We start from the raw sequence: 22586 nt of genomic DNA, 5'->3' as shown, positions 1-22586 counted from the left end.
TCGCGGGCCCGACTCAGTGCCGCATGAACGGCGGGACGTCGACATCGTCGTCAGCGATACCGCCGTCCCCGCCGATGCTGACCGTGGCCCCGTTGGTGTGCGCGGGGACGCTGACGGCATCCGTCGGCTCGAACAGCGACGTGGTCATCTTCCCGGACCGGGCCGTCGCGATCGGCTGAGTGGGGGCCTGGCTGGGGCTGGTCACCGGCTTACGGCTCGGACCGGACATGTCGAACCCGGCCGCGATGACCGTGACCCGGACCTCGTCGCCGAGCGAGTCGTCGATCACCGTGCCGAAGATGATGTTGGCCTCGGGGTGCGCCGAATCCTGCACCAGGGAGGCGGCCTCGTTGATCTCGAACAGACCGAGGTCGCTGCCACCCGCGACGGACAGCAGCACGCCCTGCGCGCCTTCCATCGAGGCTTCCAGCAGCGGCGAATTGATGGCGATCTCGGCGGCCTTGAGCGCGCGGCCGTCGCCGCGGGCCGAGCCGATACCCATCAACGCCGTGCCGGCACCGCTCATCACGCCTTTGACGTCGGCGAAGTCGACGTTGATCAGACCAGGGGTGGTGATCAGGTCGGTGATGCCTTGAACGCCGTTGAGCAGCACTTCGTCGGCACTGCGGAAAGCGTCCATCAGCGACACCGCGGCATCGCCCATCTGCAGCAGCCGGTCGTTGGGGATCACGATCAGGGTGTCGCAGCTCTCGCGCAACGCGGTGATGCCGGCCTCGGCCTGGTTGCTGCGGCGCTTGCCCTCGAACGAGAACGGCCGCGTCACCACGCCGACCGTCAACGCCCCGAGCTTGCGCGCGATGGTCGCCACGACGGGCGCACCGCCGGTGCCCGTGCCACCGCCCTCGCCTGCGGTGACGAACACCATGTCGGCGCCGCGCAGCAGTTCTTCGATGTCGTCCTTGGCATCCTCGGCGGCCTTGCGACCCACTTCGGGGTCCGCGCCTGCGCCGAGCCCACGGGTGGAATCGCGGCCGACATCGAGCTTGACGTCGGCATCGCTCATCAACAGTGCCTGGGCATCGGTGTTGATCGCGATGAACTCAACGCCCTTGAGGCCCTGCTCGATCATCCGGTTGACGGCGTTGACGCCGCCGCCGCCGATGCCAACCACCTTGATCACTGCCAGGTAGTTATGCGGGGGGGTCATGGATCGTCTTCCTCCCTGGTTGGGGTGTTCGTGACGCCGAACCCCTCTCCTGCAAACCCTCAACCTCAACCATAGGCTTAGAGTTATGTCAAGTAGTTCCGCGCAAACAGAACGGTAGGGGGCCAACCCGCGCGAACGCGTCAGGCGCGCCGACGCGCCGCGCGGCAATTTCTACTTGACCGTCGGCAGGTCCGGGCTCGAGACGTCGTAGGTGTGACCGGGCTGAGTCAACAAAGCGGCCAGCTTCAAGGCTTTTTCGTCGGTCCGGTCGTTGGTGCCCCACACCACGACGCGACCGTCGGTGAGCGTCAACGTGATCGACGCCACGGACGGTGCGGCGATGCGCCCGACCTGCCCGGCCACATCAGGCGGCAGCGCCAGCATCACCTTGAGCGCGGCCAGGGTCGGCAGGTCGCTGGGGCCCGGGTTGTCGGTGTCGAGGTACGGCAGCGACAGCGGGGCGGGCCCGGTCGCGAAATCGACCCCGTCCCGGTCGAAGAGGTGAGGTCCGTCGGGATAGTCCTTGACCACCACCGGAACTCGCTCGACCACGGTGATGCGCAACGTCGACGGATACTCCCGCTGCACCCTGGCGGTGGCGACCCGCCGGATCGCGGCCACCCGCTCGGCCACGGCGTCGGTGTTGACCTGCAGCAGCGGGGTGCCGGACGGGACGCTCGCGGCGGCGAGCACCTCTTCGCGGCTCACTGCCGAGAGCCCCGCCACCACCACATTGCGCGCCGACATGATGGGCGTGAAGTACAGCAAGAGCCCGATCGCCACCGCCACCACGCTCGCCAGCGCCGACCACAACAACACCTTGAGGCCCCGAATCGCGCCCGAGGCAGGCACTTTCACCGATTCACCGGCGGACCCGGCCACCCGGCGTTTGGCTTCCCTGCGGGCCTGTTCGATGGCTATCGCGCGATCGCGGGCCGCGCGGCGCTCCTCGCGTTCGCGGCGGGCGCGGCGGCGGGGACCCTCGTAGTCTTCCGCTGCCGCAGGCGGCAAATCGGATCCTGCCGCCGCAGGCGGCAAATCGGACCCTGCCGCAGGCGTCGGCTCGCCGTCATCCGGCCCCGCCTGCGCGGGTCCCTGTTCCTCGACGGCACCGGCCGTTTCCGGATCAGGTCGGGTCACGGCGTTGCCTGTCCGCCAGGCCCGCGCGGGGATTCCGATCCTCCTCGCGTGCGGGGCGCGCTGCGGTTCGACTTGATCTGCAGCTCGGTGAGAATCTCGCTGCCCAGCATGGTGACATCGCCGGCGCCCATGGTGATCACCACGTCACCGGGACGGGCCGAGGCCGCGACCTCTGCGGCCACCGCCGAGAAGTCCGGGATATAGGTCACCGGGACACCGACGTGCTCGGCGACCGTGGCGCCACTGACCCCGGCGATGGGCTGTTCCCGGGCGCCGTAGACGTCGAGGACGAACACCTGATCGGCGGCGTCCAGTGCCGCACCGAATTCATGCGCGAAAGTCGCTGTGCGCGAATACAAATGGGGTTGGAAGGCGACGAGCAGCCGACCGCCCGTCGCCGTCACCACGGAGCGGGCCGCGGCCAGGGTGGCGCGCACCTCGGTGGGATGGTGGGCGTAGTCGTCGAAGACCCGGACGCCGTCGGTGCTGCCGACCAGCTCAAAGCGCCTGCGCACACCCTCGAAGCCGGCCAGTCCGTCGAGGACCGCTTCGGCAGGGGCGCCGACGGCCACTGCGGCCAACACTGCCGCCAGTGCGTTGAGCGCCATGTGCCTGCCGGGCACCGCAAGCCGGATCGCCCGCGGATGCGGCTCGCCGGCGAGCTGGATGTGGGCCACGGCCCCGGTCCCCTGCTGGTCCCAGCTGAGCAGCGTGCCGGCAAGGTTGTCGCCGCCGGAGCTGCCGTAGCGCAACACTTTGATCCCGAGCGCGTCCGTGCGGTCGGCGAGCGCGGCCGCGCCCGGATCGTCGGTGCACACCACCAACGACCCGCCCGGCGCGATCCGCTCGACGAAAGAGTCGAACACCGCGACGTAGGCTTCCTCGCTGCCGAAGAAGTCCAGGTGATCGGCTTCGATATTGGTCACCACGGCCACGTCCGGGGTGTATTCCAGCAGTGAGCCGTCGCTCTCGTCGGCCTCGGCGACGAAGCAGCGACCACTGCCGTGATGCGCATTGGTACCGGCCTCACCCAGCTCACCGCCCACGGCGAACGACGGGTCGAAACCGCTGTGCTGCAACGCCACAATGAGCATCGACGTGGTCGTGGTCTTGCCGTGGGTACCGGTGACCATCAGCGTGGTGTACCCGGCCATGAGCTTGGCCAGCACGACCGGCCGCAGGATCACCGGGATGCCGCGGCGGCGGGCCTCCACCAGCTCGGGATTGGTCTTGGGGATCGCGGCGTGGGTGGTGACCACCGCGGTGGGGCCACCCGGCAGCAGGTCAAGCGACGACGCGTCGTGGCCGATCCGGATCTGCGCGCCGCGAGCCCGCAGCGCCACCACGCCGCGCGATTCCTTGGCGTCCGAGCCCGACACCATGGCACCGCGATCCAGCAGGATCCTGGCCACCCCGGACATGCCGGCTCCGCCGATGCCGACCATGTGCACCCGCTGCAGCTCGGCGGGCAGTGAATTGCCGTTCACCGCAGCATCTTTCGTGTGTCACGGGCCACGTCCAGGGCGACCTGGGCCACTTTGCGCGCGGCGTCGCGATGTCCCGAGAGCGAGGCGGCTGCCGTCATATGCGCCAGCCGCGCGTCGTCGGTCAACAGGCCGACGACGGTGTCGGCGACGAACTGCGGGCTCAGTTCGGCATCGTCGATGAGCATGCCGCCACCCGCGGCCACCACCGGCTGGGCGTTGAGGCGCTGTTCACCGTTGCCGATCGGCAGCGGGACGTACACCGCGGGCAGACCGACGGCCGTCACCTCGGCCACCGTCATCGCACCCGAGCGGCAGATCGCCAGGTCGGCCGCCGCGTAGGCCAGGTCCATCCGGTCCAGATAGGGCACCGCCCGATACGGCGGCCGTTGCCCGCCAGGCGATTCCGGGAGATCGAGGGTGTTCTTGGGACCATGCGCGTGCAGTACCGAGATGCCTGCCGCGCCCAGTTGGTCGGCCGCGGCCGACACCGCGCGGTTGATCGACTGGGCGCCCTGGGAACCGCCGAACACCAGCAACACCCTGGCGTCCTCGGCGAAGCCGAAATGGGCGCGTGCGGTCTGCCGCAGCGCTGCCCGGTCCAGTGACGTGATCGCCTCGCGGACGGGCATCCCGACCACCTCGACGCGGCGCAAGCCGGGATCGGGCACGGCCGAGAGCACCCGGCGCGCCGAGAGGGCACCCACCCGGTTGGCCAGTCCGGCGCTCGCGTTGGCCTCGTGGATCACCACCGGCACCCGCCTGCGCCGGGTCAGCTTGCTGCCGCGGGCCGCCAGGTAGGCAGGCAGCGCGACGTAGCCGCCGAATCCCACCACGACATCGGCGTCGACGTCGGCGAGCACCGCGCGGGTCTGACGGATCGCCGTGCGGACCCGCAACGGCAACCGGGCCAGATCACCCGACGGTTTACGGGGCAGCGGCACGGGTGTGATCAGTTCCAGGTCGTAACCTCGCTCGGGCACCAGCCGGGTTTCCAGACCCCGTGCGGTCCCCAGCGCGGTGATCCGGACGTTCGGATCGAGGGCGCGCAACGCGTCGGCCACCGCCATCGCCGGTTCGACGTGGCCGGCAGTGCCGCCACCGGCCAGGACGACGGAAATCGCCTGCTCGCTGGGTTCCGACATCCCCCGAGAAGCCTCGCTCACCCGTAACGCTGACCTTCCAGTGCTCGGGCCCGACGGCCCTGGTTCCGCTGGCCCGAACCATAGCGGACCGACGACGACGACGCCCCAACCGCCTGGTCGGCACGGGTGCGATCGGACCGGCGCGCCGTTCGATCGCCCGGTTGCGGCTTGCGCCGGCTGGACACCGCCTTGCGGTCGGGGCGCCGGTCCATCGTCCGATCCGGTTTGCGCTCAGGCCTGCGCTCGGGTTTGCGGTCTGCCTTGCGCGCCGGCTTGGCCTTGGCCTTGGCTTTGGTCTTGGTCGTGGTCTTGGTCTTGGTCTTGGCGGGCAACGCGGCGGCCTTGCGGGTGCGCAGCCTGTCGCGGGCGGACTCCAGCCGGGACGGGACATACGGCTCCGGCATCGGCAGCCGCAGCAGCCGATTCACCCGGTCGTCGCGGCCTGCGCGCAGCGCGGCGACCGCCTCCGGCTCGTGCCGGGCCGCGTTGGTGATCAGGCCCATCATCAAAAGCGTTGTGGCCTGGGCTGATCCACCCGCCGATATCAGCGGCAGCTGCAGGCCGGTGATCGGCAGCAGACCCACCACGTACCCGACGTTGATGAACATCTGGCCGACCAGCCACAGCGTGGTGGTCGCGGTCAGCAACCGCAGGAACGGATCGGCCGAGCGGCGTGCGATGCGCATACCGGTGTAGGCGAACAGCCCGAACAGGGCGAGCAGGCCGACCGCGCCGACCAGGCCGAGCTCCTCCCCGATGATCGCGAAGATGAAGTCGTTGTGGGCGTTGGGCAGATAGTTCCACTTGGCGGTGCCCTGCCCGAGCCCGTCACCGAACACGCCGCCGTTGGCCAGGGCGAACCGCGCCTGGCGTGACTGGTAACCCGACCCCTGGCCGTCGGCCGTGGGGTTCAGCCAGGACTGCACGCGGTCGGACCGGTAGCCGGCGGACACTGCGAGGACCGCGGCCGCCGCGACCGCCGCCAGCAGAGACGTCACGAACACGCGCAGCGGCAGGCCTGCGTACCACAGCAGGCCGAGCAGGATGATGCCCATCGACACGGTCTGACCGAGGTCGGGCTGGGCCACGATGAGCGCCAGCGCGACCACCGCGCCTGGCACCAGCGGGATCAGCATTTCGCGCAGCGATGCGTGTTCGAGCCGGCGGGCGGCCAGCAGGTGCGCACCCCAGATCGCGAACGCGATCTTGGCCAGCTCGGAGGGCTGCATCGAGAAGCCCGCGACCACGAACCAGCCGCGGGATCCGTTGGAGTAGGTGCCGATCCCGGGGATCAGCACCAGGACCAGCGCCACGATCGTCAGGGCGAACATCGGGAACGCGAAGCGGCGCATCGTCTTGATCGGCACCCGCAGCACGACATAGAAGGCGATGAAGCCGACGACGGTCCACATCACCTGGCGGCCGAACACCGCCCATGGCGAGCCATCCATGTCATAGGAGTAGACGCCCGACGCCGAGAGCACCATGATCAGGCCGAGCGTCGTCAGCAACGCCGTGATCGCGATGATGAGGTGGAACGACGTCATCGGCCGGCCCAGCCAGGCCCCGAACCGCGTGCGCGGTTCTTTCACCGTCGCGGCGGACTCGGAACTGCCCGCAGCCGGATCGACGGCGGGCGCGACCTCACGCTCCTTGCCCCGGCGCAGCCGGTTGAGGATGTTGCCCACGGCAACTACCCCGCGACAGCACGCACGGCCGCAGCGAACACGTCGCCACGCTGGCCGTAGCCGCTGAACTGATCGAAGGATGCTCCGGCCGGGGCCAGCAACACCGTGTCGCCGGGGCCCGCCAGTTGGCGGGCGGCGTCGACGGCGGCGGCCATGACAGCTTCGGAGAGCGGCCGCTCCGCCACATCGATCACACGAGTCACATGATTATCAATAGACCCACTAGTCTCAAGCACCCCAGAATCCTCCCCCGTCACAAGCTCGACGACGGGGACATCCGGTGCGTGTCGCGATAACGCCTCGGCAACCGTTCGGCGGTCGCGCCCGAGCACAATCGCGCCCGCGAGCCGGCTCGCGACGCGTCGTACCAGCTCATCGACCGAAGCGCCCTTCAGGAGGCCGCCTGCGATCCACACCACCCGCGGGTAGGCGGTGATCGACGCCTGCGCGGCGTGCGGATTGGTGGCCTTCGAATCGTCGACGTAGCGCACGCCGTCGACGGTCCCGACCACCTCGGCCCGGTGCCTGCCGACGCGGAACGACGCGAGTGCGGCCGCGATGGCATCCGGCGGTACGTCGACGGCCCGGGCCAGCGCCGCCGCAGCGAGCGCGTCGAGCACACCGACCGGGCCTGCGACCCCGATGGTGTCTACGTCAGCCAACTCGACGTCGTCGCCGAAGGCCCGGTCGACGAGCTTGCCGGCACGCACGCCGAGCTCTCCCGGCGCCGGCTCGGCGAGGCGGAAACCGACTCGCACAGGCGCGGCGGCAGACCCGATCAGCCCGGCGGCAACCGGGTCGTCGAGCCCCACGACGGCCACCCGGCCGTCGAGCACGCGTGCCTTGTCCCGCGCGTAGGCGTCCATCGAACCGTGCCAGTCGAGATGGTCCTCGGCCACGTTGAGCACCACACCGGCCTCGGGCCGCAGCGACGGCGCCCAGTGCAGCTGGAAGCTCGACAGCTCGACGGACAGCAACTCGGCGGGCTGATCGAGCACCGCCAGCACCGGGTCACCGATGTTGCCGCACAAGACGCTGGATCGCCCCGCGGCCACCAGCATCTCGTGCATCATCGACGTGGTCGTGGTCTTGCCGTTGGTCCCCGTCACCACCAGCCAGCGTCGCGGCGGGCCGAAGCACCCTGCCGCATCCAGCCGCCAGGCGAGCTCGACGTCACCCCAGATGGGCACGCCCGCGGCCGCGGCGGCCGCCAGCACCGGCGCAGTCGGCGGGAATCCCGGACTGGTCACCACCAGCGCGTAGTCAGAGATCGCTGCGACGGCACCGGCGGTGTCCATCACGGCGACGCCCTCGTCCGCGTACGTCCGCAACGCCTCGACGTTGTCGTCACACAGCGTGGCGACGACCCCCAGCGGTGCCAGCACCGCCAGCACAGCCCGGCCGGTGATGCCCGCGCCGGTGACGAGCACCCGCGCGCCCGGGGCCAGTGGTGCGGGAAGTTCTCGTGCGGGAAGTTCTCGTGCGGGAAGTTGCCTGTCCTCCTCGCGTGCGGGCTGCTCGCCGGCCACGTCAGGCCCCGACAGCGGTCAGCCATTCGCTGTAGAACAGCGCAACGCCGAGTCCACAGGCGATCGCCGTCAGCAGCCAGAACCGGATGATGACCGTTGTCTCGGCCCACCCGACCAGCTCGAAGTGATGATGGAACGGCGCCATGCGGAAGACTCTGCGGCCCGTCGTGCGGAACGCGAGAATCTGCACCACGACCGAGGTGACCTCGGCAACGAACAGCGCACCGAGCACCACCGCGAGGATCTCGGTACGGCTCATCACCGACAGGCCGGCGATGATGCCACCCAGCGCCAGCGAACCGGTGTCCCCCATGAAGATCTTGGCGGGTGCGGCGTTCCACCACAGAAAGCCGATACAGGCACCGGCCGAGGCCGCCGCGATCAGCGCCAGGTCCAGCGGGTCACGCACGTTGTAGCAGCCCAGCCCGGGTGCGGTGGCACAGGCATTGCGGAACTGCCAGAACGTGATCAGCACGTAGGCCGCGCAGACCATCGCCATCGCACCGGCGGCCAGACCGTCCAGGCCGTCGGTGAAGTTCACCGCATTCGACCAGGCACTGACGATCACCACGCAGAACAGCACGAACACCCACGACGCGAGCGTGACCGTGGCGATCTCACGCACATAGGACAGCTCGGGGCTGGCCGGCGTCAGCCCGTCGTTGTTGCGGAATTGCAGGGCCAGCACGCCGAACAACACCGCGGCGAGCAGTTGACCGACCGTCTTGGCGGTCTTGTTCAGCCCCAGGTTGCGCGACCGCCGCAACTTGATCAGATCGTCGAGGAAACCGACACCGCCGAGCATGGTGGCCAGACCGAGCACGATCATGCCCGACGCCGACGGACCGTCGCCGCCCATCGCCATGCCGACCAGGTGGGTGCCCAGGTAACCGGCCCAGATGCCCGCGACGATGGCCACACCGCCCATCGACGGGGTGCCCCGCTTCTTGGCGTGGCTGGCCGGTCCGTCTTCCCGGATCTCGTGGCCGAGACCCCGCTTGGTGAACAACCGGATCAACGCCGGGGTCAGCAGAATAGAGACCGTCAACGCGATGCCGACGGCGATGAGAATCAGCTTCATCGGCCGGCTCCGGCGGCACCGGCATCAGAGGCGATGGCGTCGGCCAGCGCACCGAGCCCCGCCGAATTGGACGCCTTCACCAGCACGACGTCACCCGGCTGCAGCTCGGCGCGCAAAAGCTCCAGTGCGGCATCCGCGTCGGCGACCATCGTGGACTCCGAACCCCACGAACCCTCCATTACCGCCCCGTGGTGCATGGCGCCCAACGACCTCCCGGTTCCGACGACGATGAGTCGAGAAACATCTAAGCGCACCGCCAGCCGACCGATGCGATCGTGCTCGGCTATCGCATCCTCGCCCAACTCGGCCATCTCACCGAGCACCGCCCAGCTGCGCCGCCCGGTGCCGTGTTCGCCGGTCTTGTCACTGGCCATCCAGGCCAGTGCCTTCAGCCCGGCACGCATCGAATCCGGGTTGGCGTTGTAGGCGTCGTTGATGACCGTCACGCCGTCGGTCCGGGTGCTCACCTGCATGCGGTGCCGCGACACCGGCCCCGCAGCCGCCAGCGCTTCGGCGACCTGCTCCAGCGTCGCGCCGCACTCCAGGGCCACCGCAGCCGCGCTCAGCGCATTGGAGACCTGATGGTCTCCGTGCACCGCCAGGGCGATCTCGACCTGCCCGTCGGCGGTGTGCAGGGTGAACCGCGGGCGGGCCAACTCGTCGAGCGTGACGGGACCGGCCCATACGTCCACCGTCGTCCCCGGCTCGCGCGACACTCGCACCACCCGCGCGTCGGTCAGCGCGGCCATCGCGGCCACCGCGGTATCGTCGGCATTGAGCACCACCACGCCGGAACTCGGAACTGCTTGCGGCAGTTCACCTTTCGTCTGGGCAATGACTTCACGTGAGCCGAACTCGCCCAGATGTGCGGTACCGACGTTGAGCACGACGGCGATCGACGGCCTGGCGATCGCGGCCAGCGCCGCAATGTTGCCGGGGTGCCGCGCGGACATCTCCAGGATCAGGAAGTCGGTATCCCTGGTGGCGCGCAGCACCGTCCACGGATGGCCGAGCTCATTGTTGAAGGACCCCGGCGGGGCGACCACCTCACCAAGCGGGGAGAGCACCGCCGCCAGCAGATCCTTGGTCGAAGTCTTACCGGACGACCCGGTGACCCCGATGATCTTGAGCCCGCCTTCGGCCAGTTCGGCGGCCACAGCGGCGGCCAGCCGAGCCAGCGCCGCCAGCACCGCCGCACCCGAGCCGTCGGTGTCATGTTCGAGCGCGCCCGACGCCGCGTCGGCCGCCCCGGGTTCGGGCCGCACGACGATCGCAGGCACTCCGACCGGCCGTGCGGCGAGCACTGCGACGGCACCCGACGCCACGGCGGTCGCGGCGAAGTCGTGGCCGTCCGATCGGGCCCCGGGCAGCGCCAGGAACAGGCCACCCGGGCCGACGGCTCGCGAATCGAACTCGACGGTGCCGGTGACCCGCGTCTGCGCGGCCTGCTCGGCGGTGATGTCGGCCAGTTCGCCACCCACGATCTCGGCGATCCTGGCGACGGTCATCTCGATCATGCGCCCGACTCTCCTGGCTCCCCGACCCGCTGTGCCTCTGCCTGCAACTTCTCCAGTGCCGCCGCGAGCTCGTCGCGATCGTCGAACGGCCTGGTCTGGCCACCGCTGGTCTGCCCGGACTCATGGCCCTTGCCCGCGATCAACACGATGTCGCCCGGCCGCGCCCACCCCACGGCATGCTCGATGGCCGCCCGGCGGTCGCCCACCTCGACCACCTCGGCGCGTCCGGCGGCCGCTCCGGCCATGACGGCGGCCCGGATGGTCGCGGGATCCTCGTCGCGCGGGTTGTCATCGGTGACGACCACCAGATCGGCCAGCTCGGCCGCCACCCGCCCCATCGGCTCGCGCTTGCCCGCATCCCGGTTGCCGCCCGCCCCGAACACCACGGCCAGCCGGGCACGGCTGTCGGCGCTCTGCCGAAGCGTCTGCAACACCGCCTCCAGCGCACCCGGCTTGTGGGCGTAGTCCACCAGGGCCAGGAAGGGCTGCCCACGGTCGATGGCCTGCAGCCGGCCCGGGACAGCCGCGTTGCGCAGCCCGGGCGCCGCCTGTTCGGGCGAAACCCCGACCGCATCGAGCAACGCCAGGGCCAGCGCGGCGTTGGCGACGTTGTATGCGCCGGGCAGTCCGATGCCGAGTTCGTGATGCACACCGGCGGGGTCGGTCACGGTGAATTCCTGGGCACCCGCGCCTGCCGCCGTGACCGCTTGCACGGCCCAATCCGCGGGACGTCCGGTCGCGCTGACCGTCACCGGGTTCTCGGCCCGCTGCGCCATGGCCTGACCGGCCTCGTCATCGACACAGATCACGGCCGCGGCCGCGTGATTAGGCGATGAGGGATCGAACAGCCGGGCCTTGGCCTCGAAGTAGTCCTGCATCGTCGGATGGAAATCCAGATGATCGCGCGAGAGGTTGGTGAACCCACCGACGGCGAACCGCAGGCCGTCCACCCGACCGAGCACCAACGCGTGGCTGGACACCTCCATCACCACGGTGTCCACCCCCCGTTCGACCATCACGGCCAGCAGCGCCTGCAGGTCGGGCGCCTCCGGCGTGGTCAACGCACTGGGCAGGTCGTTGCCGTCGATCCGGACCCCGACGGTGCCGATCAGGCCCGCCACGCGTCCCGCCGCCCGCAGGCCCGCTTCCACGAGATACGTGGTGGTCGTCTTGCCCGAGGTTCCGGTGACACCGATGACCCGCAACCGGTCGGCCGGGTTGCCGTACACGGCGGCCGCCAGCTCTCCGAGCACAGACCTCGGATCCGGATGGATCAGTACCGGCACGCCCGGCATGTCGGCGAGTTCGGCGACGCCGCTCTGGTCGGTCAGCACGGCCACCGCGCCGCGCGCCACCGCGTCGGCCGCGTAGCGAGCGCCATGGGCCGCCGAACCCGGCAAGGCGGCAAACAGGTCGCCGGGCCGGGCATCCTGACCGCGCAGCGTCACGCCGGTGACCCGGAGCTCGGGTAATCCGGACGCACCCGAGGGAACGGCCTGGATCTGTTCGGCGAGCGACGCGAGAAGTTCGCCGGCGGAATGACTGGGACGCGGCTTCATGGCCCTGCCACAGTACCTACCGCCGATCCGGTGATCCGCGGAGTCAGGTCGCCTGCAGCGTCAGCCGTGGCCCGGGGTCCGCCGAGAGCGGCACATTGTGGCGCTGCAGCAACCACGACGCGATGTTGTGGAACAGCGGTGCCGCCGACGAACCCGGCGAGCCGTCGGCCGCGCGTTGCGGCGCGTCCATCATGATGCCCACCACATAGCGTGGATCATCCGCAGGCGCCATGCCTGCGAAGGTGATCCAGTAGACGTTGTCGAAGTAGCAGCCGCAGGCCGGGTTGATCTGCTGGGCGGTACCGGTCTTACCCGCGATCTGATACCCCTCCACGGCGGCCTGCGGACCCGTGCCCTGCTGGTAGCCCATCGGGTCGCGCTGCACGATCGCCCGGAACATGTTGCGGACCGTACGTGCGGTTTCGGGCGACACCACCCGCACGCCGTCGGGCCGGGGCTCGTCCTTGACGCTGCCATCCGGGCCGATGGTCGACTTGATGATCCGCGGTGGGATCCGGACGCCGTCGTTGGCGATGGTCTGGTACATCGAGGTCATCTGCAGCAGTGTCATCGAAAGGCCCTGGCCGATGGGCAGGTTCGCGAACGAGCTGCCCGACCACTGGTCGATCGGCGGCACCAGCCCGGAGCTTTCGCCGGGCAGGCCGACGTTGGTGCGCTGCCCCAGCCCGAACTTGCGGACCATGTCGTAGAACCGGTCCGGCCCGATCCGCTGGGCCAGCATCAGCGTGCCGACGTTGGACGACTTACCGAACACCCCGGTCGTCGTGTACGGCATCACGCCGTGATTCCAGGCGTCGCGGACCGTGACCCCGCCCATGTTGATCGAACCCGGAACCTGAAGCACCTCATCGGGATTGGTCAGGCCCAGCTCGATCGCCGTGGACGCCGTGATGATCTTGTTGACCGAACCGGGCTCGAACGGCGAGGACACCGGAAGGTTGCCCATCTGCCGATCACCCTGCCTGCCGATGTCCTGGGACGGGTCGAACGTGTTGTCGTTCGACATCGCCAGCACCTCACCGGTTTTCGAATCCAGCACCACGGCGGAGACGTTCTTGGCGCCGGAGGCGTCCTTGGCCATCTGCACTTGCTGCTGCACGTAGTACTGGATGTCGTCGTCGAGTGTCAGCTGGACCGTGGAACCGTTGACCGCATCGTGGCGGTTGCGGTAGCTGCCCGGGATCACCACACCGTCGGAACCCCGGTCATAGGTGAGCGAGCCGTCCGAGCCGGACAATTCGGCGTCGAGCGAATCCTCCATACCGAGCAGTCCGTGACCGTCCCAGTCGATACCGCCGACGATGTTGGCGGCCAGCGCCCCACCGGGGTACTGACGCAGGTCCTGTCGTTCCGCGCCGACTTCGGGAAACTTGTCCATGATGGCGCTGGCGACCGCGGGATCGACCGCACGCGCCAGATACACGAACGAGTCGTCACTCTTGAGCTTGCGCAGCACGGTCTTCGCGTCGGGTTTGTTGTTCAGCCGGGACGCCACCTCGTTGGCGATGTCGGAGAGCCTGCGATCGGGGTCGGGCGCCTTCGGCGACTTGGCCTTGGCCTCGGCCAGTTGCTTGCGGACCCGGACCGGCTGGAACGTCAGCGCCTTGGCCTCGATGGTGAATGCCAGCTTGTCGCCGTTGCGGTCGATGATGCTGCCGCGCAGCGCCGGTTCGACATCGGTGACCTTGAGCTGGCTGGCCGCCTCGGCCCGCAGCCCCGCCGCGCGCGGCACCTGCAGGCTGAACAGCTGCGCAATCGCGATGGCCAGCACAGAGAAGATGACGATGTTGCCGGTGCGGTGACGGAACATGAACGACGCACTGCCCGAACCACTTTCCGTGGCGACTCGGACACGCCGGGCTCGCGCCGGACGCCCCTGGCCGGTCGGCTCCGCCTTCTTGGGCGGCTGCGGCCGCCCCCTCATGCCGCCGGGGCGGGGACGGGAGCGGGGGCCGGAACGACTTGTTCGGCGCCTGCGACCGGGCCTGCAGGCAGCGGCACGCCTGGCACCGGCGCTGCAGCGACGGGTGCCGGCGCGACGGGAGCGGCGACCGGTGGGGCCTCAGGAGGGGGTGCCAGTGCGGGCACCGGCGCCGCGGGCACCGGTGCGGGTACCTCTGCCTGCGGCGCGGCCTGCGGCGCGGCGACCTGTGGCGCCGCGGGCGGTGCCGCGACTTGTGGCGCGGCCCCGGGCACCGGGGCCGGGACGACGCCGGGTGCCGCGGGCGCGGCCAGGGGCTGCGCGGGTACTTGCCCAGGAACCAGCTGCCCGGGAACCGGTTGCCCCGGAGCCGGCTGGCCGGGCACCTGGCCGGCGGCAGGCATGTGCACGGTCACCTCGCGGGGATCGACCACCCGCGGCGCGGGGGGTGCGGGCGGCGGCGTGGTCGGGTCGGGCAGCGGAACGTTCATGGGAGGCGGCGGTACGCCCTCGGCGGGCTTGGGGGTACCCACCACAGTCCAACTGCCGGTGGGGTCCTGCACCAGATGCGCGGTGTCGCGTGACGGAATCATGCCGAGGTTGCGGGCCGCCTCGGCCAGCGCCGGAGCGGCCTGCGCTTCGAGCACATCCCGTTCCAGCGCCTCTTTCTGCTGCTGCAGGCCCTGCGTGGTCTGCCGGGCATGCCCCAGCTCGTAGGACCGCTCGGCGGAGCCGGTGGAGAGCCACAGCGTGACGCCCAGTCCGAAACCGAGCGCTGCGATCACGAGGGCGACGAACGGGACCCTGGCGATCAGCTCCCGCGGATTCAGTTCGACCGAAGCCAGCCTGACCAGCAACCGCTCCCGCAGTGGCGGGCGAACAACCTTGGGCGCCTTGGCTTTCCGGGCCTTGGCCCGCGCTTTGGCCTGGCTGGCACTCTTGGGACGGGCCGGCTGGGTCTTGGGCCGCGGGATCGGACCGGTGGCCGGCGCCGAGCGCGCGCGCCGATGATCGACATCGGGCCGCCGGGTGCGGGCGCGGGGCGGCGCCTCGGTGGCGCGTCGGGCCACGGCCCGGCCCGGCTTGCGTGCGTCGCGTCGACGCCTGCTCTCAGACGCCGGTGCAGGTCGCTTCGTCTTCATGAGTTGCCCCTTCCCCCAACCTTTTCAAGTGCTCGCAGCCGCACCGGGGCGCTACGTGGATTACGTTCGATCTCATCGGCGCGGGCCCGCTCGGCACCTCGGGTCAGAGTCACGAATTCCGGTTCATGCCCGGGCAATTCGATGGGCAGCCCAGGTGGTGTCCGCGACGCTGTCGCGGCGGCGAACGCGTTCTTGACGATCCGGTCCTCCAACGACTGGTAGGCCATCACCACGATGCGCCCTCCGGGCCGCAACGCCGCCAACGCGGCAGGCACCGCGGCGCGCAACGATTCGAGCTCACCGTTGACGGCGATACGCAACGCTTGGAACGTGCGTTTGGCCGGGTGCCCGCCCGTGCGTCGCGCCGGGGCCGGGATGGCTTCGTAGAGCAACTCGACCAGTTCTGCCGTGGTCTCGAAAGGCTGCTGGGCACGCCGCCGGACGATCTTGTCGGCGATCCTTCCGGCGAACCGCTCCTCGCCGAAATCCCGCAGCAGGCGCGCGAGGTCTTTGGCGTCGTAGGTGTTGAGGATCTCGGCGGCCGTCAGCCGCGCATCGGGATCCATCCGCATGTCCAGTGGCGCGTCGACCGAGTAGGAGAACCCGCGCTGCTTCTGGTCGAGTTGCATGGAGGACACGCCCAGGTCGAACAGCACGCCGTCCACCCGCTCCACACCGGCTTCGGCCATGGCTGCCGGGATGCCGTCGTAGCGGGTGCGCACAAACGTCACCCGGTCGGCGAACGGGGCCAGCCGCGCACCCGCGATGGCCAGTGCGTTGGGGTCCCGGTCCAGCGCGATCAGCCGCAGACCCGGAAACTGGGTGAGAAAGCGCTCGGAGTGCCCGCCCGCACCGAGGGTGCCGTCGATGAGCACCGCCTCGGATCCATCGCCGTGACGACGGGTCAGCGCGGGGCTGAGCAGTTCGACACAGCGGTCCAGCAGGACTGGGATATGCCCGTGGTCACCCACGTTCGCGTCCACACCAACACCTCCGCTATGGCCTGCCCCTGCGACGAGGTCTCTGTCCGAAACCTTGGACCTGGCGTTGGGGAAGTACGCCAGGGCCGGCTCGGGCAGAGGCCACGCCGCACGGGCCTCGTTCGGGTCAGCGTCCGAATCAAATGATGTCGCGCAGAGTTTCATCAGTGGCCGCGGAGAAGTTCTCTTCGTGGAGCTGTTGGTACTCCTGCCAGGCTTGGGCGTCCCAGATCTCCAAGTAGTCGACCGAGCCGATCACCACGCATTCCTTGGAGAGATTGGCGTAGCGACGGTGATCTGCCGACAGGGTGATCCGGCCCTGCGCGTCGGGGTGCTGCTCATCGGTTGCGGCGGCCAGGTTACGCAGGAACGCACGAGCTTCCGGATTGCTCCGGGAGGCCTGTGAGGCGCGTCGGGCCAGCTTTTCGAACTCGTCGCGCGGGTAGACGGCGAGGCTGTGATCTTGGCTTTTTGTGACCATCAGTCCTCCTGCCAGCGCGTCGCGGAACTTGGCGGGCAGCGTCAGCCGCCCCTTGTCGTCGAGCTTGGGCGTGTAGGTGCCCAGAAACATCTGGCCACCTCCCACACGGGGTTCCGGTTTCCCCGCTGGCCGCCACTTTACCCCACAATCCCCCACTTTGCTCCAATTGATGGCACGAGTTGGTTGCAACGCCCCACACTCGGCTGCAAAGTGCTGGTGGTTTCACGAGCATTGCCCGCCGTCATCCACCTATCGATAGAAAATCCGCAGGTCGATAAGCATGCGGCAGAAGTGGGGCGGAGTGGGGGAAATGTCCACGGATCACCCCGCGCTGGCGTGTCGCCGACCGGCCGAACACACAAAAAAGGGGTAGCCCGTGTGGGCTACCCCTGGAACCAGTCCCGGCTTACTCGTCGAAACGCCTGCGGAAACGGTCTTCCATCCGGTTGGTGAACGAACCACCACGCTGACGGCGCTGCCGCTGCGTACCGGGCGCCGCAGCCGACCGATCACGCCCGCCCGTGACCCGCGGGCCCGTGATGGCGAACACCACCCCGGCAAACATCACCACAAAGCCGAGGACCGACAACACCGGGAAGCCGCCGATCATCGTCGCCTTGACGGCGACACCGACGACGAGCATCGCCAAACCGAGGACGAACAGGAGTGCACCCTGCAGCCTGCGGCGCGCCGAAGGCGCGCGTAGAGTCCCACCGCGAACGCTTGACGCGAACTTGGGGTCCTCGGCATAGAGCGCGCTCTCGATCTGATCGAGCATGCGCTGCTCATGATCGGAGAGTGGCATTCGTCCCTCCTTGCCGACGCCGCCGTCGCATTGTCCGAAGTAGTCTGACCAAATTCTTCGATGCCCGTTCATCACGGACACCTAACAGTAATGATACGAGGTCGATCCGAGCCGTACCACCTAGTTCGCCGTCGATTGTATGTCGTTGGGCACACCGGGGACCGGGCACCTCACTGCCCGGATAATGGCTTCGTAATCGAGTGCGACCACAACGACAGCCGCCGGGAGGCTACCGAATTGGCGATGTATCTCATCGATCTGTCGCCGGACGACATGCAGCGCCGGCTTCCCGACGCGCTGCGCGTCTACGTCGACGCCATGCGATACCCCCGCGGCACCGAGGAGCAGCGCGCCTCACTGTGGCTCGAACACACTCGCCGGCTCGGTTGGAAAGGCGTCGCGGCCGTCGAGGTCGACGATTCAACGCTCGACCCCGACGCGACGCCCAGCACCGACGAGCTGGCCAATGCCCCACTGCTGGGCATCGCCTACGGCTATTGCGGGGCTCCCGATCAGTGGTGGCAGCAACAGGTGGTGGCGGGTCTGCGTCAGGTCGGCGCCGAACCTGCCCGCATCGCCGAGCTGATGAGCAGCTACTTCGAGCTCACCGAGCTGCACATCGAGCCCCGCGCCCAGGGCCGTGGTCTGGGCGAGGCCCTCACCCGACGCCTGCTCGCCGGGCGCGGCGAATCCCACGTGCTGTTGTCCACGCCGGAGATCAACGGGGAGGCCAACCGCGCGTGGCGGCTGTACCGCCGATTGGGATTCACCGACGTCATCCGCGGTTACCACTTCGCCGGCGACCCACGTGCCTTCGCCATCCTCGGCCGCGCCCTCCCGCTGTGATCCTCGCCCCATCTGGCACGATGACCAGGTGCGCAAGCGGTCGACCTCATGTGCGGGGTCTCTTTCGCCCTCCTCACGTGCGGGACGACCCCGCTCCATGAGCAGAAGGCGACTACCGGCACTGCTGATCCTGGTGCTGCTGGTGTTGCCGATGGCGGTGGGTTGCGTCCGAGTGCGCGCGTCGCTGACAGTGTCGCCCGACGACCGCGTCTCGGGCCAGATCATCGCCGCCGCCAAGCCCCGCGACCCGAACGACAAGGGCCCGCAGCTGCTGAACAACCTGCCGTTCGCCACCAAGGTCGCCGTCAGCCCCTATAGCCGCGACGACTACGTGGGCTCGCAGGCGGTGTTCTCCGACCTCAGCTTCTCCGAGTTGCCGCAACTGGCAGGCATGAACCGCGATTCGGCGGGCGTGGACATCTCCCTGCGACGCGCCGGTGAGCTCGTCATCCTCGAAGGACGTGTCGACCTCACCACGCTCAACGACCCGCAGGCCGACGTGTTGCTGACCGTCTCTTTCCCCGGTGAGGTCACCTCGACCAACGGTTCCCGGGTGAGCTCGTCGATCGTCGAGTGGAAACTCCGGCCAGGCGTGGTGAGCACCATGAACGCGCAGGCCCGCTACACCGATCCGAGCGCCCGCTCGTTCACCACCGCGGCCATCTGGCTGGCGGTGGGCGCGTTCGTGGTCGCGGGTGTGATCGGTGCGCTCGCCTGGCAGAGCCGCGACCGCACGCCGAAACCGGGTGAGCCCGTGACCACGCGCGACTGACGAACCGTTCCTGAAACGACCGCAGCAGGCTCTACGCTGAAGGCACCGCGGGGGGCGCGATCACACAACGAAAGGGGTAGGGCGCTGAGCGTGGATGCAGCGGCACCATCGGCTGCGGAGTTGGCCGGCGCCGTCACCGAACAATTGCGCGAGTACCTGCACGAACGCCGGCAGGACTGCGCCTACATCGGCACCGATTACGCGGAGCTGACCGCGGCCCTCGAAGAATTCGTACTGCGCGGCGGCAAGCGGGTGCGGCCCGCGTTCGCCTACTGGGGTTGGCGCGCCGTCGCCGATGCACCCGACACGCAGGCCGACGCCGGGGTGCTGCGTCTGTTCGCGGCGTTGGAACTGCTGCAGGCGTGCGCGCTGGTGCACGACGACGTGATCGACGATTCGGCGACCCGGCGCGGCCTGCCCACCGTGCACCGCATCTTCACCGAGCGGCACCGCGAGCAGCACTGGCGCGGATCATCCGAACAATTCGGCCTGTCGGCCGCGATCCTGCTCGGCGATCTCGCCCTGGCGTGGGCCGACGACATCGTGGCCACTGCCGATCTGCCCGCCGACGCGCGGCCGCGCGTCCAGCAGGTGTGGGCACACATCCGCACCGAGGTGCTCGGCGGCCAATATCTGGACATCGTCGCCGAATCCAGCGGCGCCGAATCCGTGGCCTCGGCGATGAACGTCAACACCTACAAGACTGCGTCCTACACCGTGGCCCGGCCCCTGCAGCTGGGTGCGGCCGCTGCCGCCGACCGGCCCGACGTGCAGGAGATCTTCCATCGCATCGGCAACGACCTCGGCGTGGCGTTCCAGCTGCGCGACGACGTGCTCGGCGTGTTCGGGGACCCCGCGGTGACCGGTAAGCCCTCGGGCGACGACCTGCGGTCGGGCAAGCGCACGGTACTGCTGGCCGAAGCACTCGAGTTGGCCGACAAGAGCGATCCCGTCGCGGCCAAGCTGCTGCGCACCTCCGTCGGCACCGACTTGACCGACGTCCAGGTCCGTGAGCTGCGCCTTGCCATCGAATCAGTCGGAGCGCTGGCCGCCGTGGAGGAGCACATCGGAATGCTCACCCGGCGTGCGCTCGAGGTGCTGACCGCGGCTCCCGTGCACGCCCCGGCCAAGGCCGGCCTGGCCGAACTCGCGCGGCTCGCCGCCAACCGGTCGGCATGACCGCCCCCACCGCCGCCGCTGCAACCTCGAACAGCGGTTTGACGCAGCATATTTCGCGTCTGGTCGGGTTCGCCATGTCCCCGCAGGGGGCCCAGGCAAGGCTGGGTTTTCTCGGTGCGGTGTTGCTGACCATCGGCGGGTTGGGTGCGGGCAGTACCCGGCTGCATGATCCCCTGCTGGAGTCCCTGCACCTGTCCTGGTTGCGGTTCGGGCACGGCCTGGTGCTCTCATCCGTGCTGTTGTGGGTCGGCGTCGCCTTAATGCTGATGGCCTGGCTGTGGCTGGGCCGACGGGTGATCGACCGCACCGCAACCGAATACACCATGGTGGCCACCACCGGCTTCTGGCTGGCTCCGCTGCTGCTGAGCGTGCCGTTGTTCAGCCGGGACACCTACTCATACCTGGCCCAGGGTGCCCTGCTGCGAGACGGGCTCGACCCGTATGTGGTTGGCCCCGTGGAGAACCCGAACTCCTTGCTCGACGACGTCAGCCCGATCTGGACGACGACCACCGCGCCGTACGGGCCGGCCTTCATCCTCGTCGCGAAGTTCGTCACGATGCTGGTCGGCAACGACATCGTCTCGGGCACCATGTTGTTGCGGCTGTGCATGCTGCCAGGGCTGGTGTTGCTGATCTGGGCGTCGCCGCGCGTCGCCCGCCATGTCGGGGCCAACGGCGCTGCGGCGCTGTGGATCTGCGTGCTCAACCCGCTGGTGATCATTCACCTGATGGGCGGCGTGCACAACGAGATGCTGATGGTCGGGCTGATGATGGCCGCGATCGCGCTGACGTTCGCGGGGCGCCCGGTGTGGGGAGTCAGCCTCATCGCAGTGGCCGTCGCGGTGAAAGCCACGGCGGGGCTTGCCCTTCCGTTCCTGGTCTGGGTGTGGATGCGGCAACTGCAAGAACGTCGCAACCTGAACCCGGTGCGGGCGTTTGCGATCGCCACGGCGGCCTCGGCGCTGATCTTCGTAGCGGTGTTCGCCGTGTTGTCACTGGCGGCCGGTGTCGGGCTGGGCTGGCTGACCGCGCTGGCAGGCTCGGTGAAGATCATCAACTGGCTGACCATTCCGACCGCGGCGTCCAACCTCATCAACGCCGTTGGCGGCCTGCTCTTCCCGGTCAACTTCTACGCTGTGCTGGAGGTCGCGCGGATCATCGGCATCGTCGTGATCGTGGTGGCGTTGCCGTTGCTGTGGTGGCGGTTTCGGCACACCGACCGCGAAGCGCTCACCGGCATCGCCCTGGCCATGGTCGTCGTGGTGTTGTTCGTGCCCGCGGCACTGCCCTGGTACTACACCTGGCCGCTGGCCGTGGCCGCCGCGTTGATCCAGACCCGGCCCGCGATAGCGGCGGTCGCCGGCTTCTCGACCTGGATCATGGTGATGTGGAAGCCTGACGGCGCCCACGGCATGTACTCATGGGCGCACGTGCTGCTCACCACGGCGTGCGCAGCAGTGGCCTGGTATTCGCTATACCGGGCACCCGAACCTGAACCCGAAGCCGCCGCCTAGTTTTGCCGAGCGTGCGTGTCTGTCCCTCGACACGCCGGGCTCAGGCACCATTTCATGCACGCTCGTATCGCGCGAGGGTGCGCGCACTGTCGGCGCTCAGCGGCGTGTCGGGCAACAGACACGCACGCTCGCGGTGCCAACCGGTGCCAACGGGTGCCACGTGCGCCAGCGGGTGCCACTGGTGCCAACGGGGTCAGTAGGCCATTGCCTGGGCCCGGCGGACCACCTCACGGGCCTGGTGTGAATGAAGCGCGTCGACCGGGCGCGCGTTGGCCTGGCGGTCGGTCGAGCCGTCACGGCTGATGGTCAGCGACTCATCGGGCGTGAACAGCCAGCGCACGATCTCGGTACTGCGATAGCCGCCGTCACTGAGCACCACGAGCAATCCCGGCAGGGACTTCACCACATGCCCGGAGGCGTCGAAGAAGATCTTGGGCACCACGAGCACCCCGTCACGGCGCACCGCGATGAGGTGACCTTCGCGCAACTGTTGGTGCACCTTGGTGACGGATATGCCGAGCATGTCGGCGACGGTAGGAAGGTCATAGACGGCTTCGCCGGGATCCAGAACGTCATCGGCGGCCGGAATGCTGCTCACCGCACCGATTCTAGGA

The 22586-nt window shown here is 69.1% G+C and carries 19 protein-coding genes; 4 read left to right on the top strand and 15 right to left on the bottom strand.

Going from position 1 to position 22586, the window contains the following annotated elements:
- Window positions 1–13: 13 nt before the first annotated feature.
- From ftsZ to RMCB_RS21050, 14 genes are all read right to left on the bottom strand, one after another.
- On the bottom strand, window positions 14–1168 hold the full coding sequence (gene ftsZ, locus RMCB_RS21120; protein WP_029368360.1) for a cell division protein FtsZ: 1155 nt from the start codon (window positions 1166–1168) through the stop codon (window positions 14–16).
- Window positions 1169–1339: 171 nt separating this feature from the next.
- Window positions 1340–2206 carry a cell division protein FtsQ/DivIB gene (locus RMCB_RS21110; RefSeq protein WP_234792212.1) on the bottom strand — a complete coding sequence of 289 codons (867 nt, stop codon included), beginning with the start codon at window positions 2204–2206 and terminating at the stop codon, window positions 1340–1342.
- 98 nt (window positions 2207–2304) lie between these two features.
- Window positions 2305–3795, bottom strand: coding sequence for a UDP-N-acetylmuramate--L-alanine ligase (gene murC, locus RMCB_RS21105; RefSeq protein WP_062830379.1), 1491 nt, complete (start codon window positions 3793–3795; stop codon window positions 2305–2307).
- Entirely contained in the window at window positions 3792–4937 is a 1146-nt protein-coding gene (murG, locus tag RMCB_RS21100) for an undecaprenyldiphospho-muramoylpentapeptide beta-N-acetylglucosaminyltransferase (protein WP_062830378.1), read from the bottom strand. The genes murC and murG overlap by 4 nt, the downstream gene beginning before the upstream one ends.
- 17 nt (window positions 4938–4954) lie before the next feature.
- Window positions 4955–6625, bottom strand: a complete 1671-nt coding sequence (gene ftsW / locus RMCB_RS21095) for a putative lipid II flippase FtsW (RefSeq protein ID WP_062830377.1) — start codon at window positions 6623–6625, stop codon at window positions 4955–4957.
- 5 nt (window positions 6626–6630) lie between these two features.
- A complete protein-coding gene (gene murD / locus RMCB_RS21090) occupies window positions 6631–8073 on the bottom strand; it encodes a UDP-N-acetylmuramoyl-L-alanine--D-glutamate ligase (RefSeq protein ID WP_062830530.1) in 1443 nt (480 codons plus the stop codon).
- An 82-nt stretch (window positions 8074–8155) separates the two neighbouring features.
- Window positions 8156–9235, bottom strand: a complete 1080-nt coding sequence (mraY, locus tag RMCB_RS21085; protein WP_062830376.1) for a phospho-N-acetylmuramoyl-pentapeptide-transferase — start codon at window positions 9233–9235, stop codon at window positions 8156–8158.
- Entirely contained in the window at window positions 9232–10752 is a 1521-nt protein-coding gene (locus RMCB_RS21080) for a UDP-N-acetylmuramoyl-tripeptide--D-alanyl-D-alanine ligase (RefSeq protein WP_062830375.1), read from the bottom strand. The genes mraY and RMCB_RS21080 overlap by 4 nt, the downstream gene beginning before the upstream one ends.
- The gene (locus RMCB_RS21075) at window positions 10749–12311 is read right to left on the bottom strand and encodes a UDP-N-acetylmuramoyl-L-alanyl-D-glutamate--2,6-diaminopimelate ligase (protein WP_062830374.1); all 1563 of its coding nucleotides are present in this window, start codon (window positions 12309–12311) and stop codon (window positions 10749–10751) included. Before RMCB_RS21075 ends, RMCB_RS21080 begins: the two co-directional genes overlap by 4 nt.
- A 43-nt stretch (window positions 12312–12354) precedes the next feature.
- A complete protein-coding gene (locus RMCB_RS21070) occupies window positions 12355–14256 on the bottom strand; it encodes a peptidoglycan D,D-transpeptidase FtsI family protein (RefSeq protein WP_062830373.1) in 1902 nt (633 codons plus the stop codon).
- The gene (locus RMCB_RS21065; RefSeq protein WP_062830372.1) at window positions 14253–15395 is read right to left on the bottom strand and encodes a cell division protein FtsL; all 1143 of its coding nucleotides are present in this window, start codon (window positions 15393–15395) and stop codon (window positions 14253–14255) included. Before RMCB_RS21065 ends, RMCB_RS21070 begins: the two co-directional genes overlap by 4 nt.
- On the bottom strand, window positions 15392–16540 hold the full coding sequence (gene rsmH / locus RMCB_RS21060) for a 16S rRNA (cytosine(1402)-N(4))-methyltransferase RsmH (RefSeq protein WP_234792204.1): 1149 nt from the start codon (window positions 16538–16540) through the stop codon (window positions 15392–15394). Before rsmH ends, RMCB_RS21065 begins: the two co-directional genes overlap by 4 nt.
- The gene (gene mraZ, locus RMCB_RS21055; protein WP_029373748.1) at window positions 16515–16946 is read right to left on the bottom strand and encodes a division/cell wall cluster transcriptional repressor MraZ; all 432 of its coding nucleotides are present in this window, start codon (window positions 16944–16946) and stop codon (window positions 16515–16517) included. Before mraZ ends, rsmH begins: the two co-directional genes overlap by 26 nt.
- Before the next feature lie 316 nt (window positions 16947–17262).
- Window positions 17263–17661, bottom strand: a complete 399-nt coding sequence (locus tag RMCB_RS21050; protein ID WP_029373749.1) for an SCO2097 family morphological protein — start codon at window positions 17659–17661, stop codon at window positions 17263–17265.
- A gap of 237 nt (window positions 17662–17898) precedes the next feature.
- Here RMCB_RS21050 and RMCB_RS21045 point away from each other — a divergent pair, with 237 nt between their 5' ends.
- The 4 genes from RMCB_RS21045 to RMCB_RS21030 all read left to right on the top strand — a co-directional run bounded on the left by RMCB_RS21045 (window position 17899) and on the right by RMCB_RS21030 (window position 21972).
- A complete protein-coding gene (locus tag RMCB_RS21045; protein WP_062830370.1) occupies window positions 17899–18507 on the top strand; it encodes a GNAT family N-acetyltransferase in 609 nt (202 codons plus the stop codon).
- A gap of 97 nt (window positions 18508–18604) precedes the next feature.
- Entirely contained in the window at window positions 18605–19279 is a 675-nt protein-coding gene (locus tag RMCB_RS21040; protein ID WP_036426141.1) for an LppM family (lipo)protein, read from the top strand.
- A 90-nt stretch (window positions 19280–19369) separates the two neighbouring features.
- Window positions 19370–20458: a bifunctional (2E,6E)-farnesyl/geranyl diphosphate synthase gene (gene idsA2 / locus RMCB_RS21035; RefSeq protein ID WP_062830369.1), complete on the top strand. Its 1089-nt coding sequence runs from the start codon at window positions 19370–19372 to the stop codon at window positions 20456–20458.
- Window positions 20455–21972, top strand: a complete 1518-nt coding sequence (locus tag RMCB_RS21030; protein ID WP_062830368.1) for an alpha-(1->6)-mannopyranosyltransferase A — start codon at window positions 20455–20457, stop codon at window positions 21970–21972. Before idsA2 ends, RMCB_RS21030 begins: the two co-directional genes overlap by 4 nt.
- Window positions 21973–22165: 193 nt before the next feature.
- On the opposite strand, the gene RMCB_RS21025 is transcribed toward RMCB_RS21030, so the two are convergent.
- A complete protein-coding gene (locus RMCB_RS21025) occupies window positions 22166–22570 on the bottom strand; it encodes an Rv2175c family DNA-binding protein (protein WP_029373754.1) in 405 nt (134 codons plus the stop codon).
- Window positions 22571–22586: the final 16 nt, after the last annotated feature.

Source organism: Mycolicibacterium brisbanense, assembly GCF_001570425.1.
GTDB lineage: Bacteria > Actinomycetota > Actinomycetes > Mycobacteriales > Mycobacteriaceae > Mycobacterium > Mycobacterium brisbanense.
Note: the sequence above shows the minus strand (reverse complement) of the source record. Positions and strands in the feature narration are given on the sequence as shown.

Coding starts and splice junctions, on each gene's coding strand:
- RMCB_RS21030 (WP_062830368.1), top strand. CDS start 20,455: ATGACCGCCCCCACCGCCGCCGCTGCAACCTCGAACAGCGGTTTGACG.
- RMCB_RS21070 (WP_062830373.1), bottom strand. CDS start 14,256: ATGAGGGGGCGGCCGCAGCCGCCCAAGAAGGCGGAGCCGACCGGCCAG.
- RMCB_RS21065 (WP_062830372.1), bottom strand. CDS start 15,395: ATGAAGACGAAGCGACCTGCACCGGCGTCTGAGAGCAGGCGTCGACGC.
- RMCB_RS21075 (WP_062830374.1), bottom strand. CDS start 12,311: ATGAAGCCGCGTCCCAGTCATTCCGCCGGCGAACTTCTCGCGTCGCTC.
- rsmH (WP_234792204.1), bottom strand. CDS start 16,540: ATGAAACTCTGCGCGACATCATTTGATTCGGACGCTGACCCGAACGAG.
- ftsZ (WP_029368360.1), bottom strand. CDS start 1,168: ATGACCCCCCCGCATAACTACCTGGCAGTGATCAAGGTGGTTGGCATC.
- RMCB_RS21080 (WP_062830375.1), bottom strand. CDS start 10,752: ATGATCGAGATGACCGTCGCCAGGATCGCCGAGATCGTGGGTGGCGAA.
- mraY (WP_062830376.1), bottom strand. CDS start 9,235: ATGAAGCTGATTCTCATCGCCGTCGGCATCGCGTTGACGGTCTCTATT.
- RMCB_RS21050 (WP_029373749.1), bottom strand. CDS start 17,661: ATGCCACTCTCCGATCATGAGCAGCGCATGCTCGATCAGATCGAGAGC.
- murG (WP_062830378.1), bottom strand. CDS start 4,937: ATGTCGGAACCCAGCGAGCAGGCGATTTCCGTCGTCCTGGCCGGTGGC.
- mraZ (WP_029373748.1), bottom strand. CDS start 16,946: ATGTTTCTGGGCACCTACACGCCCAAGCTCGACGACAAGGGGCGGCTG.
- RMCB_RS21040 (WP_036426141.1), top strand. CDS start 18,605: ATGAGCAGAAGGCGACTACCGGCACTGCTGATCCTGGTGCTGCTGGTG.